This is a genomic window from Bradyrhizobium manausense (assembly GCF_018129685.1).
GTDB lineage: Bacteria > Pseudomonadota > Alphaproteobacteria > Rhizobiales > Xanthobacteraceae > Bradyrhizobium > Bradyrhizobium manausense_D.
On sequence record NZ_JAFCLG010000008.1, the window covers coordinates 13563 to 39525 of the forward strand.

Annotated in this window: 24 protein-coding genes; 18 read left to right on the plus strand and 6 right to left on the minus strand. The window is 64.6% G+C overall.

The window, feature by feature from the left end:
• The first annotated feature begins 80 nt into the window (after positions 1-80).
• Both JQ621_RS19785 and JQ621_RS19790 read left to right on the plus strand, forming a co-directional pair.
• Positions 81-1232, plus strand: a complete 1152-nt coding sequence (locus JQ621_RS19785; RefSeq protein ID WP_212236348.1) for an FAD-dependent oxidoreductase — start codon at positions 81-83, stop codon at positions 1230-1232.
• Positions 1233-2441, plus strand: coding sequence for a class I SAM-dependent methyltransferase (locus tag JQ621_RS19790; protein ID WP_212236349.1), 1209 nt, complete (start codon positions 1233-1235; stop codon positions 2439-2441).
• Positions 2442-2447: 6 nt separating this feature from the next.
• Here JQ621_RS19790 and JQ621_RS19795 read toward each other — a convergent pair whose 3' ends face one another.
• Positions 2448-3230, minus strand: coding sequence for a TylF/MycF/NovP-related O-methyltransferase (locus JQ621_RS19795; RefSeq protein ID WP_212236350.1), 783 nt, complete (start codon positions 3228-3230; stop codon positions 2448-2450).
• Positions 3231-3609: 379 nt separating this feature from the next.
• Here JQ621_RS19795 and JQ621_RS19800 point away from each other — a divergent pair, with 379 nt between their 5' ends.
• From JQ621_RS19800 to JQ621_RS19850, 11 genes are all read left to right on the plus strand, one after another.
• On the plus strand, positions 3610-4194 hold the full coding sequence (locus tag JQ621_RS19800; protein ID WP_312015427.1) for an SIS domain-containing protein: 585 nt from the start codon (positions 3610-3612) through the stop codon (positions 4192-4194).
• A gap of 165 nt (positions 4195-4359) precedes the next feature.
• Positions 4360-5130 carry a transaldolase gene (locus JQ621_RS19805; protein ID WP_212236352.1) on the plus strand — a complete coding sequence of 257 codons (771 nt, stop codon included), beginning with the start codon at positions 4360-4362 and terminating at the stop codon, positions 5128-5130.
• 15 nt (positions 5131-5145) lie between these two features.
• Positions 5146-6138, plus strand: a complete 993-nt coding sequence (locus tag JQ621_RS19810; protein ID WP_212236353.1) for an NAD-dependent epimerase/dehydratase family protein — start codon at positions 5146-5148, stop codon at positions 6136-6138.
• Positions 6135-7145 (plus strand): NAD-dependent epimerase/dehydratase family protein, encoded by a 1011-nt coding sequence (locus tag JQ621_RS19815; RefSeq protein ID WP_212236354.1) that lies wholly within the window; start codon positions 6135-6137, stop codon positions 7143-7145. The genes JQ621_RS19810 and JQ621_RS19815 overlap by 4 nt, the downstream gene beginning before the upstream one ends.
• Positions 7142-8701 (plus strand): PfkB family carbohydrate kinase, encoded by a 1560-nt coding sequence (locus JQ621_RS19820; protein WP_212236355.1) that lies wholly within the window; start codon positions 7142-7144, stop codon positions 8699-8701. Before JQ621_RS19815 ends, JQ621_RS19820 begins: the two co-directional genes overlap by 4 nt.
• Before the next feature lie 7 nt (positions 8702-8708).
• Positions 8709-9638 (plus strand): Gfo/Idh/MocA family protein, encoded by a 930-nt coding sequence (locus JQ621_RS19825; protein ID WP_212236356.1) that lies wholly within the window; start codon positions 8709-8711, stop codon positions 9636-9638.
• Positions 9635-10909, plus strand: a complete 1275-nt coding sequence (locus JQ621_RS19830; protein ID WP_212236357.1) for a nucleotide sugar dehydrogenase — start codon at positions 9635-9637, stop codon at positions 10907-10909. The genes JQ621_RS19825 and JQ621_RS19830 overlap by 4 nt, the downstream gene beginning before the upstream one ends.
• A gap of 19 nt (positions 10910-10928) precedes the next feature.
• Positions 10929-11585: a class I SAM-dependent methyltransferase gene (locus JQ621_RS19835; protein ID WP_212236358.1), complete on the plus strand. Its 657-nt coding sequence runs from the start codon at positions 10929-10931 to the stop codon at positions 11583-11585.
• A 15-nt stretch (positions 11586-11600) separates the two neighbouring features.
• Entirely contained in the window at positions 11601-12416 is an 816-nt protein-coding gene (locus tag JQ621_RS19840; protein ID WP_212236359.1) for a transketolase, read from the plus strand.
• Complete coding sequence (locus tag JQ621_RS19845) at positions 12413-13324, plus strand: transketolase family protein (RefSeq protein ID WP_212236360.1); 912 nt, start codon at positions 12413-12415, stop codon at positions 13322-13324. Before JQ621_RS19840 ends, JQ621_RS19845 begins: the two co-directional genes overlap by 4 nt.
• A 9-nt stretch (positions 13325-13333) precedes the next feature.
• Entirely contained in the window at positions 13334-14212 is an 879-nt protein-coding gene (locus tag JQ621_RS19850) for an NAD-dependent epimerase/dehydratase family protein (protein ID WP_212236361.1), read from the plus strand.
• A gap of 86 nt (positions 14213-14298) precedes the next feature.
• Here the strand turns inward: JQ621_RS19850 and JQ621_RS19855 are convergent, their stop codons facing one another.
• From JQ621_RS19855 to JQ621_RS19870, 4 genes are all read right to left on the minus strand, one after another.
• Positions 14299-15444 carry a radical SAM protein gene (locus tag JQ621_RS19855; protein ID WP_212236362.1) on the minus strand — a complete coding sequence of 382 codons (1146 nt, stop codon included), beginning with the start codon at positions 15442-15444 and terminating at the stop codon, positions 14299-14301.
• A 164-nt stretch (positions 15445-15608) separates the two neighbouring features.
• Complete coding sequence (locus JQ621_RS19860; protein WP_212236363.1) at positions 15609-16841, minus strand: rhodanese-like domain-containing protein; 1233 nt, start codon at positions 16839-16841, stop codon at positions 15609-15611.
• Positions 16842-16918: 77 nt separating this feature from the next.
• A complete protein-coding gene (locus tag JQ621_RS19865; protein WP_249125410.1) occupies positions 16919-18139 on the minus strand; it encodes a PepSY-associated TM helix domain-containing protein in 1221 nt (406 codons plus the stop codon).
• 2 nt (positions 18140-18141) lie between these two features.
• Entirely contained in the window at positions 18142-20472 is a 2331-nt protein-coding gene (locus tag JQ621_RS19870) for a TonB-dependent siderophore receptor (RefSeq protein ID WP_212236364.1), read from the minus strand.
• Positions 20473-20875: 403 nt separating this feature from the next.
• Between JQ621_RS19870 and JQ621_RS19875 the strand changes: the two genes are divergently transcribed.
• Genes JQ621_RS19875 through JQ621_RS19890 form a run of 4 tightly spaced genes read left to right on the plus strand, consistent with a single transcriptional unit; the run spans position 20876 to position 23491 of the window.
• Positions 20876-21328, plus strand: coding sequence for a MarR family winged helix-turn-helix transcriptional regulator (locus tag JQ621_RS19875; RefSeq protein WP_212236365.1), 453 nt, complete (start codon positions 20876-20878; stop codon positions 21326-21328).
• A gap of 29 nt (positions 21329-21357) precedes the next feature.
• A complete protein-coding gene (locus tag JQ621_RS19880; RefSeq protein ID WP_212236366.1) occupies positions 21358-21927 on the plus strand; it encodes an isochorismatase family protein in 570 nt (189 codons plus the stop codon).
• Positions 21924-22253, plus strand: a complete 330-nt coding sequence (locus tag JQ621_RS19885; RefSeq protein WP_212236367.1) for a hypothetical protein — start codon at positions 21924-21926, stop codon at positions 22251-22253. The genes JQ621_RS19880 and JQ621_RS19885 overlap by 4 nt, the downstream gene beginning before the upstream one ends.
• Positions 22250-23491, plus strand: coding sequence for an MFS transporter (locus tag JQ621_RS19890; RefSeq protein WP_212236368.1), 1242 nt, complete (start codon positions 22250-22252; stop codon positions 23489-23491). Before JQ621_RS19885 ends, JQ621_RS19890 begins: the two co-directional genes overlap by 4 nt.
• Here the strand turns inward: JQ621_RS19890 and JQ621_RS19895 are convergent.
• Positions 23488-24372, minus strand: a complete 885-nt coding sequence (locus JQ621_RS19895; RefSeq protein ID WP_212236369.1) for a dihydrodipicolinate synthase family protein — start codon at positions 24370-24372, stop codon at positions 23488-23490. The two genes, JQ621_RS19890 and JQ621_RS19895, sit on opposite strands and share 4 nt — an antisense overlap.
• Before the next feature lie 176 nt (positions 24373-24548).
• Between JQ621_RS19895 and JQ621_RS19900 the strand changes: the two genes are divergently transcribed.
• The gene (locus JQ621_RS19900) at positions 24549-25961 is read left to right on the plus strand and encodes an FAD-binding oxidoreductase (protein WP_212236370.1); all 1413 of its coding nucleotides are present in this window, start codon (positions 24549-24551) and stop codon (positions 25959-25961) included.
• Positions 25962-25963 lie beyond the last annotated feature (2 nt).

The window sequence follows — 25963 nt, forward strand, 5'->3', positions numbered from 1 at the left end:
CGCCGATACCGGCATGAATTGTTTCGACACAATCTGCCGATTCGCATCTTGTCGATTCACATGGGGACTGGACCGGACGGATGAAAACAGCTCTGGTGATCGGCGGCGGCATTGCCGGCTGCGCGGCGACGCATCAGCTCATGAAGCTGGGCGGCTGGGACGTCACGATCGTGGAGGCGGCGCCCTTCCTCGGCGCCGGCGTGCGCACCTTCTGGTATGGCGGCCATCCCTACACCTTCGGCCCGCGCCACTTCCTGACCCAGAACCGCGCCGTCTACGACTACATGGACGCGATCGTTCCCTTACGCTCCTGCGCCGACCACCAGTTCATCACCTATGTCGAGCCCGACAACGCCTTTTACAATTATCCGATTCACGAGGACGACATTGCGCGGATGCCCGACCGCGACAAGATCGCCGCCGAACGGCAGTCGTCGCGCGGCGTCGCCGAGGCAAAGAACCTCGAGGAATATTGGGTCGGCTCGGTCGGCCGGACGCTCTATGACAAGCTGATCGACAAGTACAACAAGAAGATGTGGCTGGTCGACGACAACAAGCGCATCGACACGTTCAACTGGTCACCGAAGGGCGTCACCATCAAGAGTGGCTCACGCGCCGCGTGGGACACGGCATGGTCGGCCTATCCGCACGCGGAGGACGGCTACAACCGCTATTTCGATGTCGCGACCGAAGGCGCACGGGTGCTGCTGTCGACCCGCATCGAGCGCTACGATTTTCTGGCGCGCGCGGTGTGGTTCGGCGGCGAAAAGCACACATACGACGTCATCATCTCGACGATCTCGCCGGACGAGCCGTTCGGCCGCTGCCATGGCGAGCTCGCCTTCATCGGCCGCGACTTCCACAAGATCGTGCTGCCGACCGAGCACGTCTTCCCCGAACACGTCTACTTCCTTTACTACGCCAATGACGAAGCGTTCACGCGGCTCGTCGAATACAAGAAGTTCACTCACCACAAATCGCCGACGAGCCTTGTCGGCATGGAGATCCCCTCGCACAACGGCAAGCACTATCCGCTGCCGTTCAAATCCGAGCAGGAACTTGCGCGCAAATACTATGCGATGATGCCCGATCACGTCTATTCGATCGGCCGCGCCGGCAGCTATCGCTACGGCCTCGACATCGACGACTGCCTCGAACAGGCGATGGTTATGGCGCGCCAGATCGCCGAGGGCGGCCGTGACCATCCGGTGCCGATCGAGGCCTGGCGCTAGATGACCGGACCTGCCGCCACGCCGCACGCTTGCGTCGTCTGCGGATCGGGCGAAGCGGAGACGATTTGGTCGGTCGCGCGCACGCCAATGCACGCGGTGCGCCCAACCGGTATGGATGCAGCAAGCGGTTTCGGCCGTCTGGACATTGCCTCCTGCCGAGGCTGCGGACATCTCTCCAACCGCGCCTTCGACACCAGCGCTGCCGATGAGCTCTATGGCGCGCTGGTGCTGACGAACGAGCCGGTGAGCCCAGGCATGATCGCGGCCGTGGACGAGACCGCAGCGCTGATCATGCGGCAATTGAAGCAGACACCCGCCGTGCTCGAAGTCGGCGGCGGCGGCGGCGCGCTGTCCCTGGCGTTGGCACGACGCTCGGCGCGCGTCGATCTGGTCGAGCCCAGCCGCGCGCTTCAGTCCGAACGTTTCACCGGTTCGGGTGTCAGGCACCACCGCGCGATGTTCCCGGTCCCGGCGCTGGCGGGGCGCCGCTTCGATGCGGTGGTCTGCCGTCAGGTCATCGAGCATGTGCCCGCGCCCACGCCATTCCTGGCCGCGCTTCGCGCCAGCCTTGCCGATGACGGTGTCGCCTATCTCGAAATGCCGAGCGCCGACGACATCCTGCGCCGCCATTCGATCGTCGACTTTCACTATCCGCACGTGCACTATTATCGACGCGCGGAGATGGAACACCTGCTCGCGCGCGCGGGCTTCGCGCTCGCGGAGGTGTATGACATCAAGCAGGGGCACGACATGGGCTTCGTGCTGCGAGCAACCAAGCCGCTCGCGCGTGACCCCTGCACATCATCAGAACTCTCGCCCTCAATTCTTGCCACGGCCTTGGCCGAACGACGCGCGCGGGCTGCGCAGCGCCTCGCTGCGATCAACGGTCCGATCGCGCTCTACGGGGCCAACGCCTATGCGCAGGCTCTGCTCGGCCTCTATCAGGAAAGCACGCCTTTCGCCGCTGTTTTCGACGACACGGCCTCCTATGCGGGGCGCTGCGTCTATGGCCCTGCGGGCGAGATCACGATCGAATTACCGAGCACTGAACGCCTTGCCGGCATGGCGGCCGTCGTCATCGCGGCCTACCTGCACGATGCCGAGATCGCGCGAAAAATCGCCGCGACGGGATTCCGCCGGACCGTCTACACGCTGCGCGCGCCGGGCTCGGACGGACCGGGCCCGATCACAAGCCTGTTCGACCCGTAGAGCCGATCAGATCAGATCGGACTCGGTCTCCGAGGCGATGTAGGAGCGTCCCCACCAGCCGATGTCGAGATGGCGCACGAAGCGCCAGCGTGAGCGCTGGCGGTATTCGACAAAGGCTTTCGCGAGGCCGCGGCCGGGATTGCCGCGATTGCCGACAAAGAGATCGTCGATATAGAGCACCGATCCGGCCTGAAGCAGCGGCTCGATGAAATCGAACACGGGGATGGCGGACTCATAGAGATCGCAATCGATGTTCGCGAGCGCGACCTTGCGCCCGCTACTTGCGAATTGCTGCTTCAACGCAGGGGTGAGCGAATCGCCGTAGAGGCCCTTCACCGTGCGCACCTTGTCCGTGTAGACGCCGTGCTCGCCGATCAGGCGCAAAAACTCCTGCTCGGAAGTCGCAAGCGCGCCCTGCGTCCATTTGCCGACACTGGTCTCGGTCTCGGGCGCGGGCAGACCTGCAAAGCTGTCGAACGCCCAGAACGCCATGTCGTGGAGATTCTTGCGCCGCGCCTCGGTCAGCGCCATGCGGAAGGTGCGCGCGCGATGGCAGCCGAATTCGCAATAGTCTCCGGCGATCTCGTTCTCCTTGAGGAAATCGAAGACCTGACGGAAGAATTTCAGCTTCTCGCTCTGCCTGACCTGCTGGTTGTAGCGGATCTCGTCTTCCGCGGACCAGTTCGCAAGCGCAGCACCATCGGATATCTCGACCCAGGGCTCGCGGGCGAGCGGCCTCGTCCCTGTCACGGGACCCTCGGGAAAATCGTCGGCACGATGGCTGCTCATGGCGCTTCACCGGCTGGAGGTCTTTGGTGCGCCACCCCTCCGGTATGCGGCCGCGGGATGGAATCAGCGCGTGATAGCTTAAGCGAGCCGCTGATCAAGGCCAGCCACCGTTCGCGGCAGCCAATTGACGCCGAATGGAAGCGTTTCGCCGCACGACCTGTTGATAACTGCCCCCGGCCTATCGTCGGCAGCCCCGAATCGACTCAGAACACGAAAGATGGATCAGCAATGTGCGGACACACGTAAGACTACGGTGCCCCGAATTGCAGCGCTTTTGAACGTGCGTCGGGATTCGCAGCGGGATAACCAGATCAGCGGTGATTCGCCGGCTGGCCCGCACACCGGGCTCGACGAAGCACAAACGAGGCCGGTCGCTCAGGTGGAACACGTCGCCCAATATTTGCGGGAGGTCTGCGACATCGCACAGGCCTTGCCGGCAGGCGAGATCGAGGCGCTCTGCGACGAGCTCGTGGCCTTGCGCGAGCGCGGCGGCCGGCTGTTCGTCCTCGGGGTCGGCGGCAGCGCCGCGAATGCGAGTCACGCCGTCAACGACTTCCGCAAGCTCTGCGGTATCGAAGCCTACGCACCAACCGACAACGTCTCGGAACTCTCCGCCCGTACCAATGACGAGGGCTGGCCGAGTGTGTTCGTGGAATGGCTGCGGGTCAGCCGCATCGGACCACGCGATGCCATTCTCGTTCTCTCGGTCGGCGGCGGCAATCTCGAGCGCAATGTCAGCCCCAACATCGTCGCGGCGGTCAAAGCGGCGAAGGCGAAGGACGCGCGCGTGCTTGGCATCGTCGGGCGCGACGGCGGCTATGCGAAGCAGGCCGGCGACGTCGTCGTCGTGATTCCCACTGCGGCAGAGCAGCGTGTCACGCCGCATGCCGAAGCGTTCCAGGCCGTGGTCTGGCATTGCCTGGTCTCGCATCCGAAGCTGCAGCGCAGCGCCACCAAATGGTGAGGCGCTGGCTTGGGGACTCCGGGAGGGGTAGTGTTGCGTCGTGCGTGAGTCGTCTGTTTGCGCGAAGCGGAATAGATCCGGCGCAATTGCAGATGGGTGTGACTTGGAGCGCTGGGCCGCGTGAGATGGATCCAGCGGGCAACAGGCTGAAGGGGCTTACGCAACATGAACGCACCGAGCATCGACGCGCTCAACATCAAGATCTTCGGTGATGGCGCGGATCTCGCAACGATCCAGCGCACGTCGCTCGATCCGCGGATCAAGGGTTTCACCACCAATCCCTCGCTGATGCGTGCGGCGGGCGTTGGCGACTACCGCACCTTCGGTTGCGCGGCGCTGCGCATGGTACGCGACCGGCCGATCTGCTTCGAGGTGCTGGGCGACGACCTCGCCACCATCACCCACGAAGCCCGTGAGATCGCCTCCTGGGGCCCAAATGTTTATGTGAAGCTTCCGGTGACGACCACCCGCGGCGAGTTCTGCGGCCCGGCCATCGCCGATCTGGCGCACGAAGGCGTAAAGGTCAACGTCACTGCCATTCTGACGCTGAGCCAGATCGAACGGGTTCGCGACGTGCTCGACGCCACTACGCCGGCGATCGTCTCGGTGTTCGCCGGGCGCATCGCCGACACCGGACGCGATCCCGTCGCGATGATGTCGGAGGCGCTCGATATCCTGTCGGATCGCCCGGCCGCGCAGCTGCTCTGGGCCAGCCCGCGCGAGCTGCTCAATCTTTTCCAGGCCGACGCGATCGGCTGCCACATCATCACGCTCTCCGCGGACCTGCTGAAGAAGTTCGACCTGATCGGCAAGGACCTCGACCTCTATTCGCGCGAGACCGTTGCCATGTTCCGCAATGACGCGCTGGCGGCAGGCTACGAGCTGTCGCCGCGCAAGCCGGCCCGGAAGCGCGTGGTCGGCCGTATCGATCGCTAACGACACCGGATTGCAATGCTCAAGAACGTCCTCGTCACCGGCGGTGCTGGCTATGTCGGCCATGTCCTGGTCCCGCGCCTGCTTGCCGACGGCTACAACGTCACCGTCTACGACCTGCTGTTCTTCGGTTCGCGCTTGCCGAACCATCCGAACCTGCGCGTCGAGCAGGGCGACATCCGCGACACGGCCAAGCTTGCGACCTGCCTCAAAGGGCAGGATGCGGTGCTGCATCTTGCCTGCATCTCCAACGATGCAAGCTTCGAGCTCGACGAGAACCTCTCCAAGACCATCAACTACGACTGCTTCGAGCCGATGGTGGTCGCCGCACGCAAGGCAGGCGTGAAGCGCTTCGTCTATTGCTCGACGAGCTCGGTCTACGGTGTCAGCGACGCGCCCAACGTGACTGAAGACCATCCCTTGGTGCCGTTGACGCTCTACAACAAGTTCAAGGGCATGTGCGAGCCGCTGCTGTGGAAGCACAAGGCTGATGACTTCACCTGCGTGACGGTGCGGCCCGCGACGATCTGCGGCTACAGCCCGCGCACCCGGCTCGACCTCTCCGTCAACATCCTCACCAACCATGCCGTGAACAAAGGTGTCATCACCGTGTTCGGCGGCAAACAGATGCGGCCCAACCTCCACATCGAGGACATGGTCGACGCCTACCGGCTGATGCTGACCGCGCCGCACGACAAGATCCACGGCGAAACCTTCAATATCGGCTTTGAAAACCATTCGATCGCCGATCTCGCCAGCATGGTGAAATCCGTCGTCGAGACCAACGGACGCCGCGACATCGGCATCGTCACCACGCCGTCGGATGACAACCGCTCCTACCACGTAAACTCCGACAAGATCCGTCGCGTACTCGGCTATGCACCCGCGCGGACGATCGAGGACGCGATGCGCGACCTCGCCCGCGCATTCGTCAATCACCTGTTGCCGAACAGCTTTGACGACGACTGGTACTACAACGTCCGCACCATGAAGAAGCTCGGGGCCAGATGAGTGCGCGTCCGACCGCACTGGTGACAGGTGGCGCCGGCTTCATTGGCAGCCACATGGTCGAGCTGTTGCTGGCACGGGGCTACCGGGTGCGGGTGATCGACAATCTCGTCGGCGGCCGCGAGGCCAATCTCGCCGCGCATGCCGGCAATTCCGATCTCACCTTCGAACGCGCTGACATCCGCGATATGCAGCCGGGCAGCGCGCTGTTCCGCGATGTTACCCGTGTATTCCACTTCGCCGGCATTGGCGACATCGTGCCCTCGATCGAGTCCCCGCTCGACTATATGTCGGTGAACGTGCAGGGCACGGCGCAGGTGCTGGAATGTGCGCGCCAAGCCCATGTGCGCAAGCTCGTCTACGCGGCGTCGTCGTCCTGCTACGGGCTGGCAGCGACACCGACCCGCGAAGACCATCCGATCTCGCCGCAATATCCGTACGCATTGAGCAAGTACCAGGGTGAGCAGGCGGTGCTGCACTGGCACGCCGTGTACAAGCTCCCGGTCAATGTCATCCGCATCTTCAATGCCTACGGCACACGCTCGCGCACCTCGGGCGCTTATGGTGCAGTGTTCGGCGTATTCCTGCGGCAGAAGCTCGCCGGAAAGCCCTTTACGGTCGTCGGCGACGGCAGCCAGACGCGCGACTTTGTCTATGCCAGTGACGTCGCGGACGCCTTTTTGCGCGCCGGCGAAACGGAGCGGAGCGGCGAAATCTGGAACCTCGGCGCTGGCAATCCGCAATCGGTCAATCATCTGGTCGCCCTGCTCGGCGGCCCGGTGATCCATATCCCGAAGCGACCGGGCGAGCCGGATTGCACCTTTGCCGATATCGGAAAAATCCGCCGCGGGCTCGGCTGGGAGCCGAAGGTGAGCTTCGAAGAAGGCGTCCGCCGGATCCTCGCCGAGATCGACTATTGGCGCGATGCGCCGCTCTGGAACCCGGAGACCATTGCCGCCGCGACATCGGCGTGGTTCAACGCTCTGGCGGCCAAGGGAGCGCCGGCATGATGGACGATGCGACGCATCGCATGGTGAGCCACAAGCTGAAGAGCGCGGCCGAGATTGCCGCGCTGATCGGCCGCCGTCCGCGTGCCCGCAAGGTCATCATGTGCCACGGCACGTTCGACGTCGTCCATCCCGGCCATGTCCGCCATCTGCTGTACGCCAAGAGCAAGGGCGACATCCTGATCGCCAGCCTGACGGCGGACGCGCATATCTTGAAAGCCAATTTTCGGCCGTTCGTGCCGCAGGAGCTTCGCGCTTTCAATCTCGCGGCGCTCGAGGCCGTCGATTACGTGATGATCGACCCGAAGCCGACGCCGATCGACAACATCCGCCTGATCGAGCCCGACATCTTCGCCAAGGGGTACGAGTACACTGCGGCCGGCCTGCATCCGCGTACCGCCGAGGAGAAGGAAACGGTTGAGGCCTATGGCGGCGAGCTGATCTTCACGCCCGGCGATATCGTGTTCTCGTCCTCGCAGATCATCGAGACGTCACCGCCTTCGATCGCGACCGAAAAGCTCCTGACGCTGCTCTATGCCGAGCATCTCGATTTCGACAGCCTGCGCGGCGTGCTCGACCGCTTCCACGACCTGCGCGTTCACGTGATTGGCGACACCATCGTCGACACCTACACGCGATGCGCCGTGATCGGTGGCGGCACAAAGACGCCGACCATGAGCGTGCGCTTCGAGGAGAAGCAGGACTTCGTCGGCGGCGCCGGCATCGTCGCCAAGCATCTCGCCAGCGCCGGCACGCAGGTGACCTTCTCCACCGTGCTCGGCGACGACGTGACCGGCGAATTCGTCAAGCGCGACCTCGGCGCCACCAATATCGATTTCCACGCGATCGTCGATCCGAACCGGCCGACGACCAACAAGGACGTCATCGTCGCCGCGGGCCATCACCTCCTCAAGGTCGACCGCGTCGACAACCGGCCGATCGCCGAGCGCATCCTCCGCACGCTGGTCGATCGTATCGCGTCGGTGCCCGCCGACATCGTCGTGTTTACGGATTTCCGCCACGGCATCTTCAACCGCGATACGATTCCGCACCTGGTCAAGGCGATCCCGAAGACCGCATTCCGGGTCGCCGATTCACAGGTCGCGAGCCGTTGGGGCAACATCCTCGAATTCCAAGGGTTTGACCTCATAACGCCGAACGAACGCGAGGCGCGTTTCGCGCTCGGCGACCAGGATTCGGTGGTGCGCCCGCTCGGCACCGAGCTGTACCGCCAGGCGCATTGCAAGACGCTGCTGCTCAAGCTCGGACCACGCGGCCTGATGGCCTTCCGGGGCGAGCCCAAGAGCGACGAGGACGTCCGCTCCTTCTTCGTGGTTGACAGCTTTGCCGACAATGTCGTCGATGCGGTCGGCTCCGGCGATGCGCTGCTTGCCTATGCTGCACCGGCCATGTATCTCACCGGTAACGCGGTCGTCGCGGCCGTGCTCGGCTCGCTCTCCGCCGCGGTCGCCTGCGAACACCAGGGCAACGTGCCGACCGCGCCGAACGACATCCTCGACAAGATCGACCGTCTCGAGCGCCAAGCGCAGTACCGCTGAGGACGCGATGAAAGTCATCGTCGTCGGGTACGGGGTTCAGGGCCACAAGCGGTTCAAGGTCGCAAGCGAAGATGCCGTCGGCATCGTTGATCCCGTCGCGCCGGAGGCGAACTGGCAGCGCCTTGAAGATGTCCCCGTCGACCGCTTCGACGCGGCCATCGTCTGCACGCCGGATGCGCCCAAGATCGAACTGCTGCGCTATCTTCTCGAACGCGGCAAGCACGCGCTGGTGGAGAAGCCGCTGTTTGCTGCAGATGGCGACGATCTTGGCGCGCTGGAAGCGCTCGCCCGCCGCACCGGCGTCCTGTGCGTCACCGCCTACAATCATCGTTTCGAGCCGCATTTCGTGCGGATGCGCGAACTGCTGCAGTCCGGCCGGCTCGGCGCCGTCTATCGCTGCCGCATGTTCTACGGCAACGGCACTGCGCGGCTGGTGCGCAACTCGGCCTGGCGCGACACCGGCGACGGTGTCCTCGGCGATCTCGGCTCGCATCTGCTCGACACCGTGCGCTTCTGGTTCGGCGACGTCGCCGATCACTTCCGCATCGTCTCGGCGGAGCGGTTCGAGAACCGCGCGCCGGACCACGTGGTGATCGCTGCCGCGGGGCGGCCGCAGATCGAGCTCGAGATGACACTGCTGTCGTGGCGCAACCATTTCACCTGCGACATCTTCGCCGAGAATGGCTCGGCGCACATCGAATCGCTTTGCAAATGGGGCCCGAGCAGCTTGATTCACCGCACCCGCGTGCTGCCGAGCGGCCGCCCGCCGGAAGTCACCGAGATCCTGGTGCAGGATGACCCGACCTGGGCGCTTGAATATTCCCACTTCAAACAGCTCTGCGCAGCACGCGCGGAGACCGACCTCTCAAATGACGTCTGGCTGCATCGCGCACTGACGCGACTCGGCCGGGCAATTCAGTCGGGGAGCGCCGCATGACCCGGCCACTTGTCGCCTATGCCGGCATGACCCATCTGGGCCTTTGCTCGGCGATCGCCGCTGCCGCTAAGGGCTTTGCGACACTTGGCTTCGATGCGGATGCGCGCATGGTTGGGCGCATCGCTGTAGGCGATCTGCCGGTGCGCGAGCCCGGGCTCGACGAGCTCCTGCGCACAAACCGCGATCACATCAATTTCTCCGCCGACGCCGCAGCGCTGCGTGCATGCGACCTCGTCTATGTCGCACCCGACGTGCCGACCGATGGCGCCGGCGTCAGCGACCTCAGCGGCATCGACGCGCTGCTCGACAACGTGCTCGCCAACACGCGTGACGATGCCGTCATCGTCATCCTCAGCCAGGTGCCGCCCGGCTTTACCCGGGCCCGGCAGCATCCCGGCCGCATCATTCTCTATCAGGTCGAGACGCTGGTGTTCGGCCGCGCCGTCGAGCGTGCGACGAAGCCCGAGCGCTTCATCCTCGGCTGCCTCGATCCGGATGCGCAATTGCCCGCCGCGTGGCGGAGCTTCCTCGAGTCGTTCGGCTGCCCATTGCTGCCGATGCGGCTTGAAAGCGCCGAGCTTGCCAAGATCTCCATCAACTGTGCTCTGGCGGCGTCGATCACGACCGCCAACACGCTCGCAGAGCTCTGCGAGCGTGTCGGCGCCGACTGGTCGGAGATCGCGCCGGCGTTGAAGCTCGACGCCCGTATTGGCCCCTCCGCCTATCTGGCTCCGGGACTTGGGCTTGCCGGGGGCAATATCGAGCGCGACCTCGCCACCGTGATGCGGCTATCCGACCAGCACGGCACCGATGCCGGCATGATCCGTGCCATCGTCGCAAACAGCGTCCATCGCAAGGACTGGGCGCTGCGGGAGTTGCATGAGGCGCTGCTGGCGAGAACATCGCATGCCCGGATCGGCGTGCTCGGCCTCGCCTACAAGGAGAACACCCACTCCGTGAAGAATTCGGCAGCACTGGCGCTGATCGCGCAGCTCGCGCCATGGCCGATGCGCGCGTTCGATCCGGCCGTTCCGGTCTCCGCCGCGCAGCATCCGAACCTGACGGCCGCATCCAGCGCACTCGAAGCCGCACGCGACGTCGATGCGCTCGCGATCATGACACCCTGGCCGGAATTCCGTGAACTCCTGCCCGCCGATCTTGCGCGCCTCATGCGCGGGCGGCTGATGCTCGACCCCTACCGCGTGCTCGATGCCACCGCCGCGCGCGCGGCCGGGCTGGATTATCGCACGCTTGGTGCGCGAGCGTGGTGACACGAACTGGATGATGCCGATGACCGAGGTAAACCTGCTCTCGAAACTGCCGCGCGGCAAGCGCAATCTCTCCGCGCGCGCCACTGCCAAGACCGAGGAGCATGTCCGCATCTCGCGCGAATATGGCGAGACCTATTTCGACGGCCCGCGCGAATATGGCTATGGCGGCTATCGCTATGACGGCCGCTGGGTGCCGGTGGCGCGGGACTTCATCGCGCATTTCTCCCTCGAGCCTGGCGACCGCGTGCTCGATATCGGTTGCGCCAAGGGTTTTCTGGTCAAGGATTTCATGATCGCATGTCCGGGACTGGAAGCGTTCGGCCTCGACATCTCCCGCTACGCCCTGATGCATTGCGAGGCGGAGACGATCGGCCGCCTTCACCTCGGCAACGCGCTCGAGCTGCCGTTCCCCGACAACAGCTTCAAGGCTGCCATCTCGCTCAACACGATTCACAATCTCGACCGCGCCGGCTGCCTTCAGGCGCTGAAGGAAATCCAGCGCGTTTCGGGCGGACGAGCCTTCGTGCAGGTCGATTCCTATCGCACGGCGGAGCAGAAGGCGGTCTTCGAGGAGTGGGTGCTGACCGCCCGCTTCCACGACTTTCCCCAGGGCTGGATCGCGCTGTTTGGCGAAGCCGGCTATACCGGCGATTATTTCTGGACGATTATCGAGTAGGACGAGGACGCTGTCATGACTCAAGCCAGCTTCGACCCAAAAGCGGCGCGATCCCGCTGCCAGGGCTACCGCCGGCGCATCCTCGACATCTCGCAGCGCGTCTCGGCCCTGCACATCGGCGGCGCCTTCTCCTGCACCGAGATCGTCGACGCCATCTACAATGATCTGATGCGCAAGCCCGGCCTGTCGTCGCCCGACACCTTCCTGATGTCGAAGGGCCATGGCTGCATGATCCAGTACGTCGTGCTGGAATCTCTCGGCGTGCTCACGCGGGCCGACCTCGACGCCTATTGCACGCCACACGGCCGCCTCGGCGTGCATCCCGATTACGGCAATCCCGGCATCGAGGCCTCGACCGGCTCGCTGGGCCATGGCCTTTCGATGGTGGTGGGCATGGCGCTCGCCGAGCGAGGCAAGCGTCGCGACGGCGTGATCTACACCGTGCTCAGCGACGGCGAGACCCAGGAAGGATCGACCTGGGAAGCGGTGCTGATGGCGTCCTCGCTGAAGCTGACCAACATCGTCGCCTTCATCGACAACAACGACTTCCAGAGTCTCGGACGCACGTCCGAGACTCACCCCTCGCTTTATCCGCTGGCTGCGAAGTTCGACGCCTTCGGCTGGGAGACCGCCGAGATCGACGGCCATGATTCGGCGGCGATCGTCCGCGCGGTGACGACACGCAAGGGCGACCGGCCGCTGATGGTTGTGGCGCGCACCACCAAGGGCAAGGGCGTCAGCTACATGGAAAACGCGCCGATCTGGCACTATCGGGCGCCGAACAAGGACGAGTACGCCCAGGCGCTTCGCGAGTTGGAGACACAGGCGTGAGAAATACCTTTTCCGAGACGCTTTACGCCGAGGCAACCGCCAACCCGGACATCTATATCGTCGTCGCCGACATCTCGCCGGCCGGCAGCATGGGAAAATTCTCGAGCGAATACCCCGAGCGCTTCATCAATGTCGGCGTCGCGGAGCAGTCCATGATCGGCATCGCCGCCGGTCTTGCGCTGAAGGGCTGCCAGCCCTTTGCCTACACGATCGCGACCTTCAGCCTGTATCGTCCCTTCGAGATGATCCGCGACGATCTCTGTTATCAGAACCTGCCGGTCACCGTGGTCGGCATGGGCGCCGGCGTGATCTATTCGACGCTGGGCGGCACGCACCACACCCAGGAGGACATCGCGATCGCCTCCGCGCTGCCCAACATGCAGGTGCTGGCCCCCTGCGATCCGCTCGAATGCATCGAGGCGACCCGCTGGTGCGCAAAGCAGAAGAACGGACCGGTGTATTTGCGTATCGGCAAGGCCGGCGAACCCGTGCTGACCGCGAACGCCGAGCCCTGGCAGTTCGGCAAGCTGCGCTACCTGCGGCGCGGCCGTGACGTCTGCATCCTCACCTATGGCGTGATCACGGCGATGGCGACCGACATCGCCGACAAGCTGGCGGCACAGGGACGCTCGGTCTCGCTGGTCTCGGCGCATACGCTCAAGCCACTCGATCGCGAGGGCGTCACGGCCGCCCTGCAGCGGCACGGCCACGTCGTGGTGATCGAGGAGCATGCGCCGCAAGGCGGCCTCGCCTCGCAGGTGAAGCAGATTGCGTGGGACGTCCGCGCCACCTGCCGGCTCGATACATTCACGCTGCAGGATGCGTTCATCCACAATTACGGCACGACCAGCGATCTGCTCGCGGCGCACGGCCTGTCGCCCGAGTTGATCCTGGCCAAGATCGGCTGAGGGCGGACGATGCGCGTGCTCGTGACCGGCGTCTCCGGCTTCTCGGGCAGCACGGTAGCACGCCGGCTCGCGAGCAGCGGCCACGATGTCGTCGCCACTTATCGCCGCGAGACGGATTTTCTCGCGCCGCTGCGCGACTTCGCACGGCTGAATTTGGTCCGGACGGACCTGATCGACGCCGGCAATCTTGTTGGCCCGTTCGACGCCATCGTGCATACCGCGGCGACCTCCCCGAGCCCGGGCGTCGACGTCGCAATGCTCGTTCGCGACAACATCGATGCGAGCTTCGCGCTGATCGAGGCTGCCCGGCGCTGGGGGACCCGCCGCGTCATCTTCTTCTCGTCGCTCTCCTACTATGGCCGGATTGCGCAGGACGTCGTCGATGAAGCCACGCCGGTGCGTGATCCCGACACCTATGGCGCATCGAAACGCATTGTCGAACAGCGGCTCGCCGAACTCGGTGGCACGTTTTCCACGCTGGCGCTGCGACTTCCGGGAATCGTTGGCCCAGGCGCGCATCGCAATTGGCTGTCAGGCGTCGCGTCGCGGCTGCGGGCTGGCGAGACGATACGCGCCTTCCATCTCGACCGCCCCTACAACAACGCAGCTCATATCGAAGACGTCGCCGCACTGGTCCAGGGTGTGCTCGCCCGCGAGTCCTGGCGTGGTTTCGACGCGGCAGTGCTGGGCGCCGCGGGATCGCTGACCGTGCGCGAAATCGTTGAACGCCTTGCGCTGGCGCTGGACGTGTCAGCCAAAATCGAACAGATCAGCCCCACCAACACGTCGTTTACACTGTCGAGCGCTCACGCCATCGCACGCTACGGCTATCAACCGATGGAAATCGGCGCGCTGATCGATCGTTACGGCCGCGAGATCGTCGGCTAAAGCATGATCCGGAAAAGTGTGACGCGGTTTTCCGGAGAGATCATCCGCAAACAACAATCCAAAGCGCGATGAAATCTCATCGCGCTTCAGGCGCGATCGCCCTCGCGATAGCATCCCTTGCACACTTCGGGAATGCGGCCCTCGCGGTGATCTCTGCGAAAGGTCTCGTAGGCCTCACCATGCCAGATCGCGACGAGATCCTCGGCATTGCCGAGATCGACGACCTCGGGGTTGGCGATGGTGCAGCAGGGAACGGTGCGCATGTCGGAGGAGACATAGAGCCGCTCGAACGGCCACGGACAAAGCTTTTCGGTCTTGCGCCAGCTATATTTGTCGGTGACGTTCCAGAATGCCACCCGCACGCCAAGCTCGCGGCCGCGCGCCATCAGCCGGTTACAGAGCTCCTCGGTGAAGGCGCCCTCCGCGACGATGTCGCGCAGCGCCGCACCCCATTTGTCCTGGCCCCAATTGGTCAGATCGAGCGAGAACGCGAGGCTGGTGAAGCCGGCCTCGGCCGCAAGCTCCACGAAATCAGGCAGCTGATGCCGGTTGGACTGCTGCACCACCACCCACATCTTGGTGCGATCGACACCGCGCTCGCGGGAATAGGCATTGATCAGCTTGCAATTGGCGACGACGCGTGAGAACACCGAGCCGCGGCGGATGCTTTCGAACGTCGCTTCGTCGGCACCATCGATTGAGATCTGCACCTCGTTCGGATCGGCGTCGATCAGCTTGCGGTAATTGTCGCGCAGATGCAGCAGCGAGGCATTGGTGGTGGTGCGCACCCAGATCTCGCGCTCGCGCGCGTGGCGGAGCATGGCGAGGTAAGGCTCGCCCTGCATCAGCGGCTCGCCCATGCCCTGGAGCTTGATCTCGATAAGGCCGTATTGCTGGTCGAGCAGCGCCTTGAAGCTCTCGAGCGGCATGTCGCCGGCGCGCTGGCCTTTGTGCCAGTCGCTGACCTGGCACATGGTGCAGCGAAAGTTGCAGCGGCTGACATTCTCGATGTCGAGCTTGATCGGGAGATAGTCGACGATCGTGCGATCGGTCCGCGCACGCAGATACTTCTCGTAATTCGCACGTCGGCGCGGATCGAAGGCCAGCGCGCGTTCGCGCTGGGCGGCATAGGCGGCCGCCCCCATCGACGGCTCCGGCGCCGGCAAATTGCCCAGGAACGCCGCGCCCTGCGCCAAGGCTGGTCGTTCGATCGTGTCGGCGTCGTGAGCCATTTGCGTCCATTGCGGCGGGGTCCCGGGGGACCGGAACGTCTAGGCAGAACGCAAAACTGATTCGGGTTAAAATCGACCATCATTCGTTCGGCGTGGCAAGGCCTGTCGTGCCAAGGCCTGGCCCGGCTGCTCCGTACAACTCCGGAGGATCGCCGCCAGCTTTCTCAGATCACATAGAACCCGTGCGTGCCGTCGCGCCGGAGCTGGTCAACGAGGCCGTATTCCCAGTCGAGATAGGCCTGCATCGCCTGCTCGTCGATGTCGGTTCCCTCGTAGGGGCGGCGGTAGCGATGCGCCGGGTCGGGCTTCGGCAGGACGAGCGGCGGGCCGACCTCCAGCGCGCCGGCATAGCCTCCTTCGAGCACGTAGACGTCCCAGCCCATCTGCGCGAGCCAGGATGCCGTCATGTCGGCGCGGACGCCCTTGTCATCGGTCAGCAGGATGCGCGCACCGCGCACGGGTGCTGCCATATCGGTCTCCTGCACGAGCTGCCCACCGGCATAATGGCGGAAGCCCGGGAGATGACCGGCGGTATACTCCTCGGCATCACGCACGTCGAAGCGATAGAGCGTGCGACCGGTCTCCGCGACCAGCGCGGCCATCTCTTTCGCGCCGATATGGCGGACGCCGGCGCGATAAGCGACATCGCGGGCATTGCCGGGGCCTCCCTCGAACGACCCGATGGCGCCGCGGCGGTCGGCGCCGTGCGCAAGGGGGTGCCGCGCCAACGTCCAGCCGATCGTGCCATTGCGCAGCGCCCGCACCTTGTTGGGCACACCGGCATTAATCAACGACTGGGTGCCGATGATCGAGCGGGTACGGCCGGCGCAGTTGACGATGATCGTCGTATCGGGATCGGGTGCGGCCTGGCCGGCCCGCAGCACGAGCTCGGCGCCGGGCACGCTGACCGAGCCCGGAATGTTCATGGTCGCATATTCGTCGAAGCGGCGAACATCGAGGATCGCGATGTTGGCCTTGTCCGCGATCAGCTTTGCGACCTCGTCGGCGCTGAGCGAAGGCGTGTGTCGCCGCGCCTCGACCAGCTCGCCAAAGGCCTTCGAATAGGAATTGACGTCCTCGAACACCTCGTAGCCTGCCGCGCGCCAGGCTCTCAGCCCGCCGTCGAGCGCACGAACATTGCCGTAGCCGAGGGCCGCCAGGCGTTCCGCGCCCGCCGCGACCAGCCCCTCGCCGTCATCGAAGAGCACGACCGGCACGTCCTTGCGCGGCAGCCTCACCGCAGCCTCGATCGCGATCCGGTCCACAGCCATGTTGGCGGCGAACAGCGGATGGCCTGTGGCAAAGGCCGCCTCATGCCTGAGATCGAGCAGAGCGATCTCCTCGCGCAGCAGCAGCGCGCGGCGGATATCGGCGGGGTTTACGGTCGAGAGCTTCATGGCATCAACCCTGGTCAGGACAAGCCATGGGCTTTTGAACGATTGTCGAGGTGTTGGCTAGCCTTTCCGGCGGCCACTCACTCGCCCGGAACGAGCCGCTCGAGCGGCGTCCGCAACGGACGCCGCAGCTTGCGGCGCGACAGGTACAAGAGCACGCCGGTGACCGCAAACAGCGGCATCAGCACCGCGGCGATCATGAACGCGAGCCTGCCGGGCCAGCCCAGGACGGCACCACGGTGAATGTCGAGGACGCTCGCAATCGCCTTCTCGCCCAGCGTCTTGTCCGCATAGCGCTCAGCGGAGATGACCTGGCCGCTTACGGCATCGATGCGAAATTCATCGCGCATGGACTCGAGCGTCGAGTCCTTCGGCCACGACCGGATCCGCATCACCGTACCCGGGCCGACAGGGAGCATCAGCTGGGCCCTGGCAAAACCGCCGCCCTCCTCCTGCTGGAGGGTTGACCACGCGCGATCGAATCCAATCGGCTGAACCGTCTCGCGGCCGCCCGCCGCGCGCGGTGCCTTGGGCTGCATCTTCGCCGCCGCCACATGCGGGCGCGACAGCAGCCAGACGACACCGTCCTTGTACCAATCGAACGAGTACCAGAGCCCGGTGAGCGTCATGACGAAGTAAATCGGCAGAACCCAGGTGCCAATGACGGCATGCAGCGAACGATATCGGCCGCGGCCGCTGAGCCCGAGATTTAGCTTCAGCCACACTTGCACGCTGCTTGACCGGCGCGGCCAGCGCAGCACGAGACCGGAGATCATCATCACGATCAGGCCAAGCGCGACAAGTCCGGTGATCTGGCGCCCCCACCCCCTGGCATCTCCCGGTATCAGCAGCCACCGGTGTAGGCGGCGCACCGTCGCAAAGAAGTCCTCGCCCCGCGGGACACCCAGCACGCTGCCGTCATAGGGATCGACATAGAGCGAGGACGGCCGCTCGCCCTGTTCGTCGCGGGCGAAGCGGATATGCACGGCGGCCGACGGATCGCTGGATAGCACGATGCCCGCGACCTTGCCGGCATCCGGTACGGCTCTCAGGCGCACCACCAGTTCGTCCGGCGTCAGCGCCGGTGTCGTCCGTGGCGCGACCTGCATGATGCCGGCATTCAAATGATCGACGATCTCGTCCTCGAAGCTCATGATCGCACCGGTCAGCGCAATCAGGCAGAGCAGCAGCGCGAGCGCAAGGCCGGCAATGGAATGGACTTGGAGCAACGCGGCCTTGATTGCGCGCCGATACTCACTCGCCATGACCGAGCCATATCTGCCTTGGTACCGCATCGCCATCGCTAGAACTTCACCGTCGCCGACAGCGAGATGCGCCGGCCGTCGCCCATCGCGACGTTAAGGGCATTACCGGTGGTGGAAGTGTAGTAGACCTTGTCGAACAGGTTCTTGACGTTGAACTGATAGGTCACGGGCACCTTGTCGATCTTGGTGTCATAGGTCGCGAAGATGTCCGCCACGGCGTAGGCCGGCAGCAAGAACGTGTTGGCGGAGTCCCCCGGGCGGTCGCCGACATAATGCGCGCCGCCGCCGAGCCGCAGCCGTCCTGGCAACCGATCGCCGAAATCATAGACGATATAGAGCGACGCCGTGTTCATCGCGGCGTTCAGCAGCTTTGCGTTGCCGACGACAGGATCGTTGATCAGGCGCGCATCCGTATAGCCGTAGCTGCCAATCATGCTCCATTCGTCCGTCAGCCTTCCGGTGACATCCAGTTCGACACCGCGAGATCGCGCCGCGCCGGAGGCGCGCCCCGTCGACTTGCCGCCGCCGAGATCATCCAGCACCAGCACATTCTTCTTCTGGATGTCGTAGACCGCCAAAGTGCCCGACAACCGCTTGTTGACGTCGAACTTCAGACCGGTCTCCCACTGCGTTCCCTGTTCGGGCGCGATGGTGGAGTCGACGACGAATCCACTGGTGAACGCCGCGATGGTGGAGGTCGGCTTCAGCGACTGCGTGTAGCTCACGTAGTAGGACAGCTCTTCGCTCAGCTTGACGATGACGCCGCCGAGCGGCAGCACCTTGTCGCCGGCCAGATTGGTGTTGGTGATGAAGACGGGCCGGCCTTTTCCGGCGAGCTGTTCGTATTGCAGCCAGCGCACGCCGCCAACGAAAGACAGCCAGTTCGTCAGATGGAAGGTGTCCTGGGCGAAGAAACCGCGGGAGCCGAGCTTGTCAGTCTGCTCGCTATCGGTTGCCGAAACGGTCGTGCCCGGTACCACCAGTCCGTAGACCGGGTTGTAGAAGTTGAAGCTCGGCGTTGCCTGTCGGATCAGGTCGCGGCGATCGATGGTCCGATACAGCGCCTCGCCGCCGAACAGGATCTCGTTGCGGAAACCACCGGCCCAGACGTCCCCCTGCATATAGGAAGTGCCGTAACTGGCGTTACTGAGCGAGTTCCGGGTGCCATCGTTGCTTCGCGTCTCGACGCCGGTCGTGGCGTTGACGCCGGTGATGCGAAGCTGGTTGGCGCTGTAAGTCTCGGTGTTGTAGCTGTAGGCCGCAGTGACCTTCCAGGTATCGTTCAGTTTCTGCTCGACCGAGCCCTGCACCAGGTCCGACGTGCCCCACATGTTATTGAAGGGCTCGTCGAGCCGGCGTGTCGCGGGGATCGCCAGCGGTGCACCCTTGACGAAGGCGGTGCCGCGGTCGAACGGATAGATGAATTCGCGGTGCTCATAGGTGAGCTGGACCGTTGTGCTCTCGCCGTACCAGGCGAGCGACGGGTTCACCAGCATTTCACGATGGCGGCCGAAATTGCGCCAATAGTCCTCGCTGACACCGTAGCCGATAAAGCGATAGGCGAGACCGCTATCGCCGATCGGACCGGTGATGTCGAGCGCGCCGTCGGCACCATTGCGATTGTTCGCGTAGGTGGACCCAAGCAGCGTCACCGAACCGTGCTGATAGAGCTCCGGACGCTTGCTGATCGTGTTGACGATACCGCCGGGGTCCATGATGCCGTAGAGCAGAGAGGCCGGGCCCTTCAGCACCTCGACGCTCTCGACTGCGGCATTCAGGCTGCGCCCCTGCACGAGCGGCATGCCGTTGCGCATGATCGAGCCGTCGCGATTGTCGCCGAAGCCGCGGCGGATCACCGCGTCTTGAGTCCCGGCGAGCGTGTTGGTCTGGGTGATGCCGCTGATGTTGACCAGCGCATCGTCGATGTTGCGCGGCAGCTGGTCCTTGATGACCTGAGCGGGGACGACGTTGACGGATTGTGAGGTGTCGAGCGGCGACATGCCTGAGCGCAGCGTGCTCGCGCTCGGCATCGCCCGATAGCCGAGCTTTGCGGCCTGTCGTGAGGCAGCGTCAGCCGCGGCGCGCTCCGACAGCGTCGGCGCCGCGAGCGGAACTGTAGCCGGGTTACGGCGCGCAACTGCCTCAGTTCGCGGTTGAGACTGCCGGGAGGCCCGCGACGGCTTCGGCCGCTGTGTCGGCGCATCCACATTCACCGGCGGCAATGCCGTTTGCGCCTGCGCGAAGGTGGCGCTGCAGGAATATTCGGCGAGCAGTACAGCCGCACCGATGAGAAGGCTTGCGCGGCTCTTGCCGGCGCGATTTCGATGACCTCTGACGCGAGGGCCATCCACAAGGGCACGCACTTTCAATTCACTTCCAAGTCACTGCATTCAGGTCGCTGCATTCTCGCAGGCGCATCTAGCAGCGGCGGCGAATGAAGAGAACCGGGCGTGAGCTTGAATAGCTCTAGTGTTGAATCGTTCTAGGAGAGTGCGCGATCGCATCGCGATCCGTCGAGCGCTGTCGCGACGCTTTCGTGAGCACGAAACGCAACATCGCCAATGGACTTAGCGCGAAATGAGCGCATCTGCTCATTGCCGATGTTGACGACGCGTCATCGACGCGACGCCGTGTCGCAGTGGCACCTCGCGTGCTGAAACGCTTGTGCCGGTTCCCAAGCCGTGGCGGCAGAGGCCTGCTCACGTCTTTTTGTTCAGGCTGACTACGCAGTTAATCTTTACAGTCTAACTGTAGATCTATACTGAGTTCGCCATGATCAACTCATCGGACCAACGTGCATCCGCGCGCGCCGGAGCGCTTGCAGAAGATCTCCGTTCGCTGGTCGGAAAGCTGAAACGCCGACTTCGCGAACAGACCGGCCCGGAGGAACTGACGCCGTCCCAGGTCTCCGTCCTGCTTCGCCTGGAAAAGGACGGCCCTGCGACGGTGTCGAGCCTGGCGCGATCGGAAAAGATGCGTCCGCAATCGATGAGCACCGCGGTCGCCGTTCTTCTGGATGCGGGCCTCGTCAGTGGCGCCCCCGATCCGGCGGATGGCCGTCAAACCATTCTGTCGCTGACCAAGGCGTGCCGCGAGCGGATCCGGGTCGGTCGCGCCGCCCGGCAGGACTGGCTCTCGCGCACCATTTCGGCACGGCTTTCACCGCGGGAGCAGGACGAACTCGCCGCCGCCGTCTCCCTGCTCAAACGGCTCGTCGACGACTGACGCAGGCGCACTGCCTGAAGGATATCATCATGGCTCTCACGACGCTCGACCCGGTCACCGCGCTCATCATCGTCGACCTGCAACGCGGCATCGTCGCTCTCCCTTCCGTTCACCCGATCGGCGACGTCGTGGCGCATGCCAGCGCGCTTGCTGCAGCGTTTCGGCAACATCGCCAGCCGGTCGCGTTGGTCAATGTCGCCGGTGGGGCGCCCGGTCGCACCGAGCGGCCCCGTCCTGGCGGTCCGTTCCCCGACGGATGGACCGATCTCATTCCCGAGCTGGATCGACAGCCCGACGATATCGCGGTGACCAAGCGGACTTGGGGCGCATTCGCCAGCACTGATCTCGAGAGCCAGTTGCGGCAGCGGGGCGTCACGCAGGTCGTCGTCGCCGGCGTTGCCACCGGCACCGGCGTCGAGTCCACCGCGCGGCAAGCTTACGAGGCGGGCTTTAACGTCACCCTTGCCACCGACGCCATGACCGATCCGCGTTCAGAAGCTCACGATTACAGCATCGCAAACGTATTTCCACGGCTCGGCGAGAGCGGCTCGGCGCAGGCGATCATCGATCTATTGGCCGCACGGAGCGCGCAGACATGAACTGGCTTCATCTGGTTTCCTATTTCTTTGGCGGCGCCTTCCTGGCGAACGCCATTCCGCATCTCGTCAGCGGCCTGCGCGGAGAACCTTTCCAGAGTCCATTCGCGCAGCCGCGAGGAGAGGGGCTGTCCTCATCGACGGTCAACGTGCTCTGGGGCTTCTTCAATCTGATTGTCGGATATCTCCTCGTCTGTCGTGTCGGGAAGTTCGCGCTGATGCAAACGCGCGATGTCGCCGCACTCGGACTCGGCGCCCTGCTGCTGAGCCTGTTTTGTGCGCGACACTTCGGTCGGTTCCACGGCGGCAACACGCCGACAGGTTCGTGAGCGTGGCGCTCGCGGGTACATTTCGCTCACTGCGGAACTACAATTACCGTATCTGGGCCGCGGGCACGCTGGTCTCCAACACCGGAACCTGGATCCAGCGTGCCGCGCAGGACTGGCTCGTTCTGACCGAGCTCACTCGGCACAACGCGTCGGCCGTGGGCATCGTGATGGCCCTCCAATTCGGACCACAGCTGCTGCTCATGCCGTGGACCGGCTTTGCCGCCGATCATTTCAACCAGCGACGGTTGCTGGTCGCGACCCAGGCGACGATGGGCGTGCTTGCGCTGGCCCTCGGCCTTCTCACGGTCACCGGCCTGGTACAGCTCTGGCACGTCTATGCATTCGCCTTCCTGTTCGGCTGCGCTGCAGCCTTCGACGCGCCGGTGCGCCAGACATTCGTGGCCGAGCTCGTCGGCGACGGCGAGCTCTCGAATGCGATCGCGCTGAACTCGACGTCCTTCAATGCGGCGCGGATGATCGGCCCGGCGGTTGCAGGCATCGTCATCGCCTCGATCGGCACCGGCTGGGCTTTCCTGCTGAACGCCGCATCCTTCATGGCGGTGCTCTGCTCGCTCGCCTTGCTGCGCACCTCGGAGCTTCGCCCGAATGCCCGGGCACACCGGGCGCCGGGCGGCATGACCGAGGGATTTCGCTACGTCTGGTCGCGCAGGGATCTGAGGGCGATCATGATCATGCTGTTCCTGATCGGCACGTTCGGACTGAATTTTCCGATTTTCATCTCGACCATGGCGGTCAGCGTCTTCCACACCGACGCGCGCGGCTTTGGGCTTTTGTCGTCGACAATGGCGGTTGGTACGATCTCTGGCGCGCTGCTGGCCGCAGGGCGCGCCCAGCCGCGGTTCGTCTCGCTGCTGCTCGGCGCGGCAACGTTCGGTACGGGATGCACACTCGCCGCACTCGCTCCCAGCTACTGGCTGTTCGCCGGCACGCTTGTGCTGATTGGCATCGCGGCGCTGACGGTCACCAATACCTCGAACGCCATGATGCAGCTCTCCACCGAGCCGCGGATGCGGGGTCGCGTGATGGCCTTGCGCCTCGGCGTCGCGCTCGGCGGCACACCGATCGGCGCACCGATCGTCGGATGGGTAGCGGACAATCTGGGTCCGCGCTGGGCACTCGGCGTGGGTGCGGCAGCAGGCTTCGCTGCCGCACTTGTCGCGATGCGCGCCATGTCGGCGCGCACCGCGGACGAACCCAGCGATGAGGCGCCCGCTTAAGCGATCGCGGGGCTGGTCAGCTCGTCGAGCTTCGCCTTGAGTGCGGCTCCGTCGGTCAACGCACGCAGCGGCGGCCGTACACGCAACCAGCCGGCATCCCCGGTCTGCGCGGCGAGAATAGCCTTGAGCGTCGTGAGGAAGGATGGCGATTTCACCACAATGTCGACCGCCGCCTGCATGCGCGCTTCGACATCCTTGCCGTCGATCATCGCCTTGACCAGCTCCGGCGCGATGTTGGCCATGCCACAGATGGTGCCGGCGCCGCCGCCGGCGATCGCACGGGCGATATCGGTTTCGTTGCCGACCGTGATGGCAAGCTCGGGCGCCGCTGCACGGAACGCCTGGAACTGCTTGAAATCGCCACTCGAGTCTTTCAGGCCCGCAACCACCTTGCCGTAGCGCTTGCGCAAATTCGCAGCGACGCCGGTCGGGATCGCGACACCCGAGACCTGCGGGATGTGATAGAGATAGGCGCGCAGGCGATCGTCAGCGACACCATCGATGATCGCCCCAAACGCGTCCTCGATGCCTTCAGCAGTGACGCTTCGATCGAAATAGGGCGGCAGGTACAGCACGTGGCGCAGGCCGAGGCCGAGCACCGCGCGCGTCAACGCAATGCTGTCGCTGATCGCGGGGAAACCGCCGCCAATGCCGATCCGCTCCGCCGGCACGCCGGCCTTGAGGACGGCTTCGATGGTCGCGACGCGTTCTCCGACATTGAACGAGGTACCCTCGCCGGTCGTGCCGAACAGCACGACGCCGTTGACGCCCTTGCCGAACAACTGCTTGGCATGAGCGGCGAGCTTGACGGAGTCCACACGACCGTCCGACGCGATCGGCGTTGCCGAAGCCACCCAGTACCCGCGAATTGCCTCCGTCATAGCACCACCCATTGCTGCCGGCTCCCGAACTAGACCTGATCCATCAAGGATCCTAGCGGCCAATCGAGCCTTGTTTTTACTTTACTTTTTATCTTGTACCTTACATACAAGATCAACGCAAATGCTTTTGGTGCTCACGGCACGCATGAGGCGCAGCCAAAATCACGAGGTCTCGCATGAACATGGTGACCCCCGTCGGGCATCCCGAGCCATTGCTTGCGGCGTTGCGCGACAAGCTCGGCGCGCCCGCCGTGCTGACCGGCAGCGATGTCCCCGCGCGCAATTGCAACGACTGGAGCGCGAGCCTTCCGCAATCGCCGCTGGCGGTGATCCGCCCGCTCGATGCGCAAGGTGTTGCCGATGCGATCCTGACTTGCCGGCAGGCGCGCCTGGCCTTCGTGCCGCAGGGCGGCTTGACCGGGCTCTGCCGCGGCGCCGCACCTGAAGCGGGATGGGTCGCAATCTCGCTGGAGCGCATGACCGGCATCGAGGAAATCGACCGCGCCTCGATGACGATGACGGTCAAGGCAGGCACGCCGCTCGAGACGATTCAGAAGGCGGCGGACGAAGCCGGCCTCTTCTTTCCGCTCGATCTCGGCTCGCGCGGCTCCTGCGCGATCGGCGGCAATCTCTCCACCAATGCCGGCGGCAACCGCGTGATCCGCTACGGCATGACGCGCGAGCTGGTGCTCGGCCTGGAGGTCGTGCTGCCCGACGGAACCATCATCACCAGCCTCAACAAGCTGATGAAGAACAACGCCGGCTACGATCTGAAGCATCTCTTCATCGGTTCGGAGGGCACGCTCGGCGTCATCACCCGCGTGGTGCTGAAACTGTTTCCGAAGCCGCGCTCGACCATGGCCGCGCTCTGCGCGCTGAAAGACTATGCGGCGGTGATCGACTTGCTTGGTGCCGCACGTGGCGGACTTGGCCCGCTGCTGTCGGCCTTCGAGGTCATGTGGCCGGATTATTGGGACGTGATCACGACACGCGCCGGCGTGAAGCCGCCGGTCGCTGCAGGTCAGGGTCTCTACGTGCTGGTCGAGGCGCAGGGCACCGACGAGAGCGTCGATGCGCCGCGCTTCCAGACCTGGCTCGAAGAGCTGATGGAGCGCGGCCTGCTGGCAGACGCGGCCGTGGCACAATCGCTGGCGCAAACACAGGCATTCTGGCGGGTGCGGGACATCTGCGCCGAATTCGGCCAGGTGCTGGGGCCGCACATCTCCTACGACATCGGCCTTGCGGTGGCGCGGATGGACGAGTTCGCCGCGCGCTGCAAGGCGGCGCTCGCCGATGGCATCGCCGGCTGCGAGAGCGTCTATTACGGCCATATCGGCGACGGCAATCTGCACCTCGTGTCCTGGGTCACCGGCCTTCCCGTCGAGCGGCAGCCCAAGGAGGAGATGGACGCGATCGTCTACGGCCTCGTGCGCGAGCTCAGTGGCAGCGTCTCGGCCGAGCACGGCATCGGCACGCTGAAGAAGAAGTGGCTCGGCCACGCCCGCAGCGAAGCGGAGATCGCGCTGATGCGGACGCTGAAGGCCGCGCTCGATCCCGATCATCTGCTCAACCCCGGCAAGGTCATCTGAGG

Excerpts from the sequence above, each read along its gene's own strand:
- JQ621_RS19785 (WP_212236348.1), top strand. The coding sequence starts at position 81 with ATGAAAACAGCTCTGGTGATCGGCGGCGGCATTGCCGGCTGCGCGGCG.
- JQ621_RS19790 (WP_212236349.1), top strand. The coding sequence starts at position 1,233 with ATGACCGGACCTGCCGCCACGCCGCACGCTTGCGTCGTCTGCGGATCG.
- JQ621_RS19795 (WP_212236350.1), bottom strand. The coding sequence starts at position 3,230 with ATGAGCAGCCATCGTGCCGACGATTTTCCCGAGGGTCCCGTGACAGGG.
- JQ621_RS19805 (WP_212236352.1), top strand. The coding sequence starts at position 4,360 with ATGAACGCACCGAGCATCGACGCGCTCAACATCAAGATCTTCGGTGAT.
- JQ621_RS19810 (WP_212236353.1), top strand. The coding sequence starts at position 5,146 with ATGCTCAAGAACGTCCTCGTCACCGGCGGTGCTGGCTATGTCGGCCAT.
- JQ621_RS19815 (WP_212236354.1), top strand. The coding sequence starts at position 6,135 with ATGAGTGCGCGTCCGACCGCACTGGTGACAGGTGGCGCCGGCTTCATT.
- JQ621_RS19820 (WP_212236355.1), top strand. The coding sequence starts at position 7,142 with ATGATGGACGATGCGACGCATCGCATGGTGAGCCACAAGCTGAAGAGC.
- JQ621_RS19825 (WP_212236356.1), top strand. The coding sequence starts at position 8,709 with ATGAAAGTCATCGTCGTCGGGTACGGGGTTCAGGGCCACAAGCGGTTC.
- JQ621_RS19830 (WP_212236357.1), top strand. The coding sequence starts at position 9,635 with ATGACCCGGCCACTTGTCGCCTATGCCGGCATGACCCATCTGGGCCTT.
- JQ621_RS19835 (WP_212236358.1), top strand. The coding sequence starts at position 10,929 with ATGACCGAGGTAAACCTGCTCTCGAAACTGCCGCGCGGCAAGCGCAAT.
- JQ621_RS19840 (WP_212236359.1), top strand. The coding sequence starts at position 11,601 with ATGACTCAAGCCAGCTTCGACCCAAAAGCGGCGCGATCCCGCTGCCAG.
- JQ621_RS19850 (WP_212236361.1), top strand. The coding sequence starts at position 13,334 with ATGCGCGTGCTCGTGACCGGCGTCTCCGGCTTCTCGGGCAGCACGGTA.
- JQ621_RS19855 (WP_212236362.1), bottom strand. The coding sequence starts at position 15,444 with ATGGCTCACGACGCCGACACGATCGAACGACCAGCCTTGGCGCAGGGC.
- JQ621_RS19860 (WP_212236363.1), bottom strand. The coding sequence starts at position 16,841 with ATGAAGCTCTCGACCGTAAACCCCGCCGATATCCGCCGCGCGCTGCTG.
- JQ621_RS19865 (WP_249125410.1), bottom strand. The coding sequence starts at position 18,139 with ATGGCGATGCGGTACCAAGGCAGATATGGCTCGGTCATGGCGAGTGAG.
- JQ621_RS19875 (WP_212236365.1), top strand. The coding sequence starts at position 20,876 with ATGATCAACTCATCGGACCAACGTGCATCCGCGCGCGCCGGAGCGCTT.
- JQ621_RS19880 (WP_212236366.1), top strand. The coding sequence starts at position 21,358 with ATGGCTCTCACGACGCTCGACCCGGTCACCGCGCTCATCATCGTCGAC.
- JQ621_RS19885 (WP_212236367.1), top strand. The coding sequence starts at position 21,924 with ATGAACTGGCTTCATCTGGTTTCCTATTTCTTTGGCGGCGCCTTCCTG.
- JQ621_RS19895 (WP_212236369.1), bottom strand. The coding sequence starts at position 24,372 with ATGACGGAGGCAATTCGCGGGTACTGGGTGGCTTCGGCAACGCCGATC.
- JQ621_RS19900 (WP_212236370.1), top strand. The coding sequence starts at position 24,549 with ATGAACATGGTGACCCCCGTCGGGCATCCCGAGCCATTGCTTGCGGCG.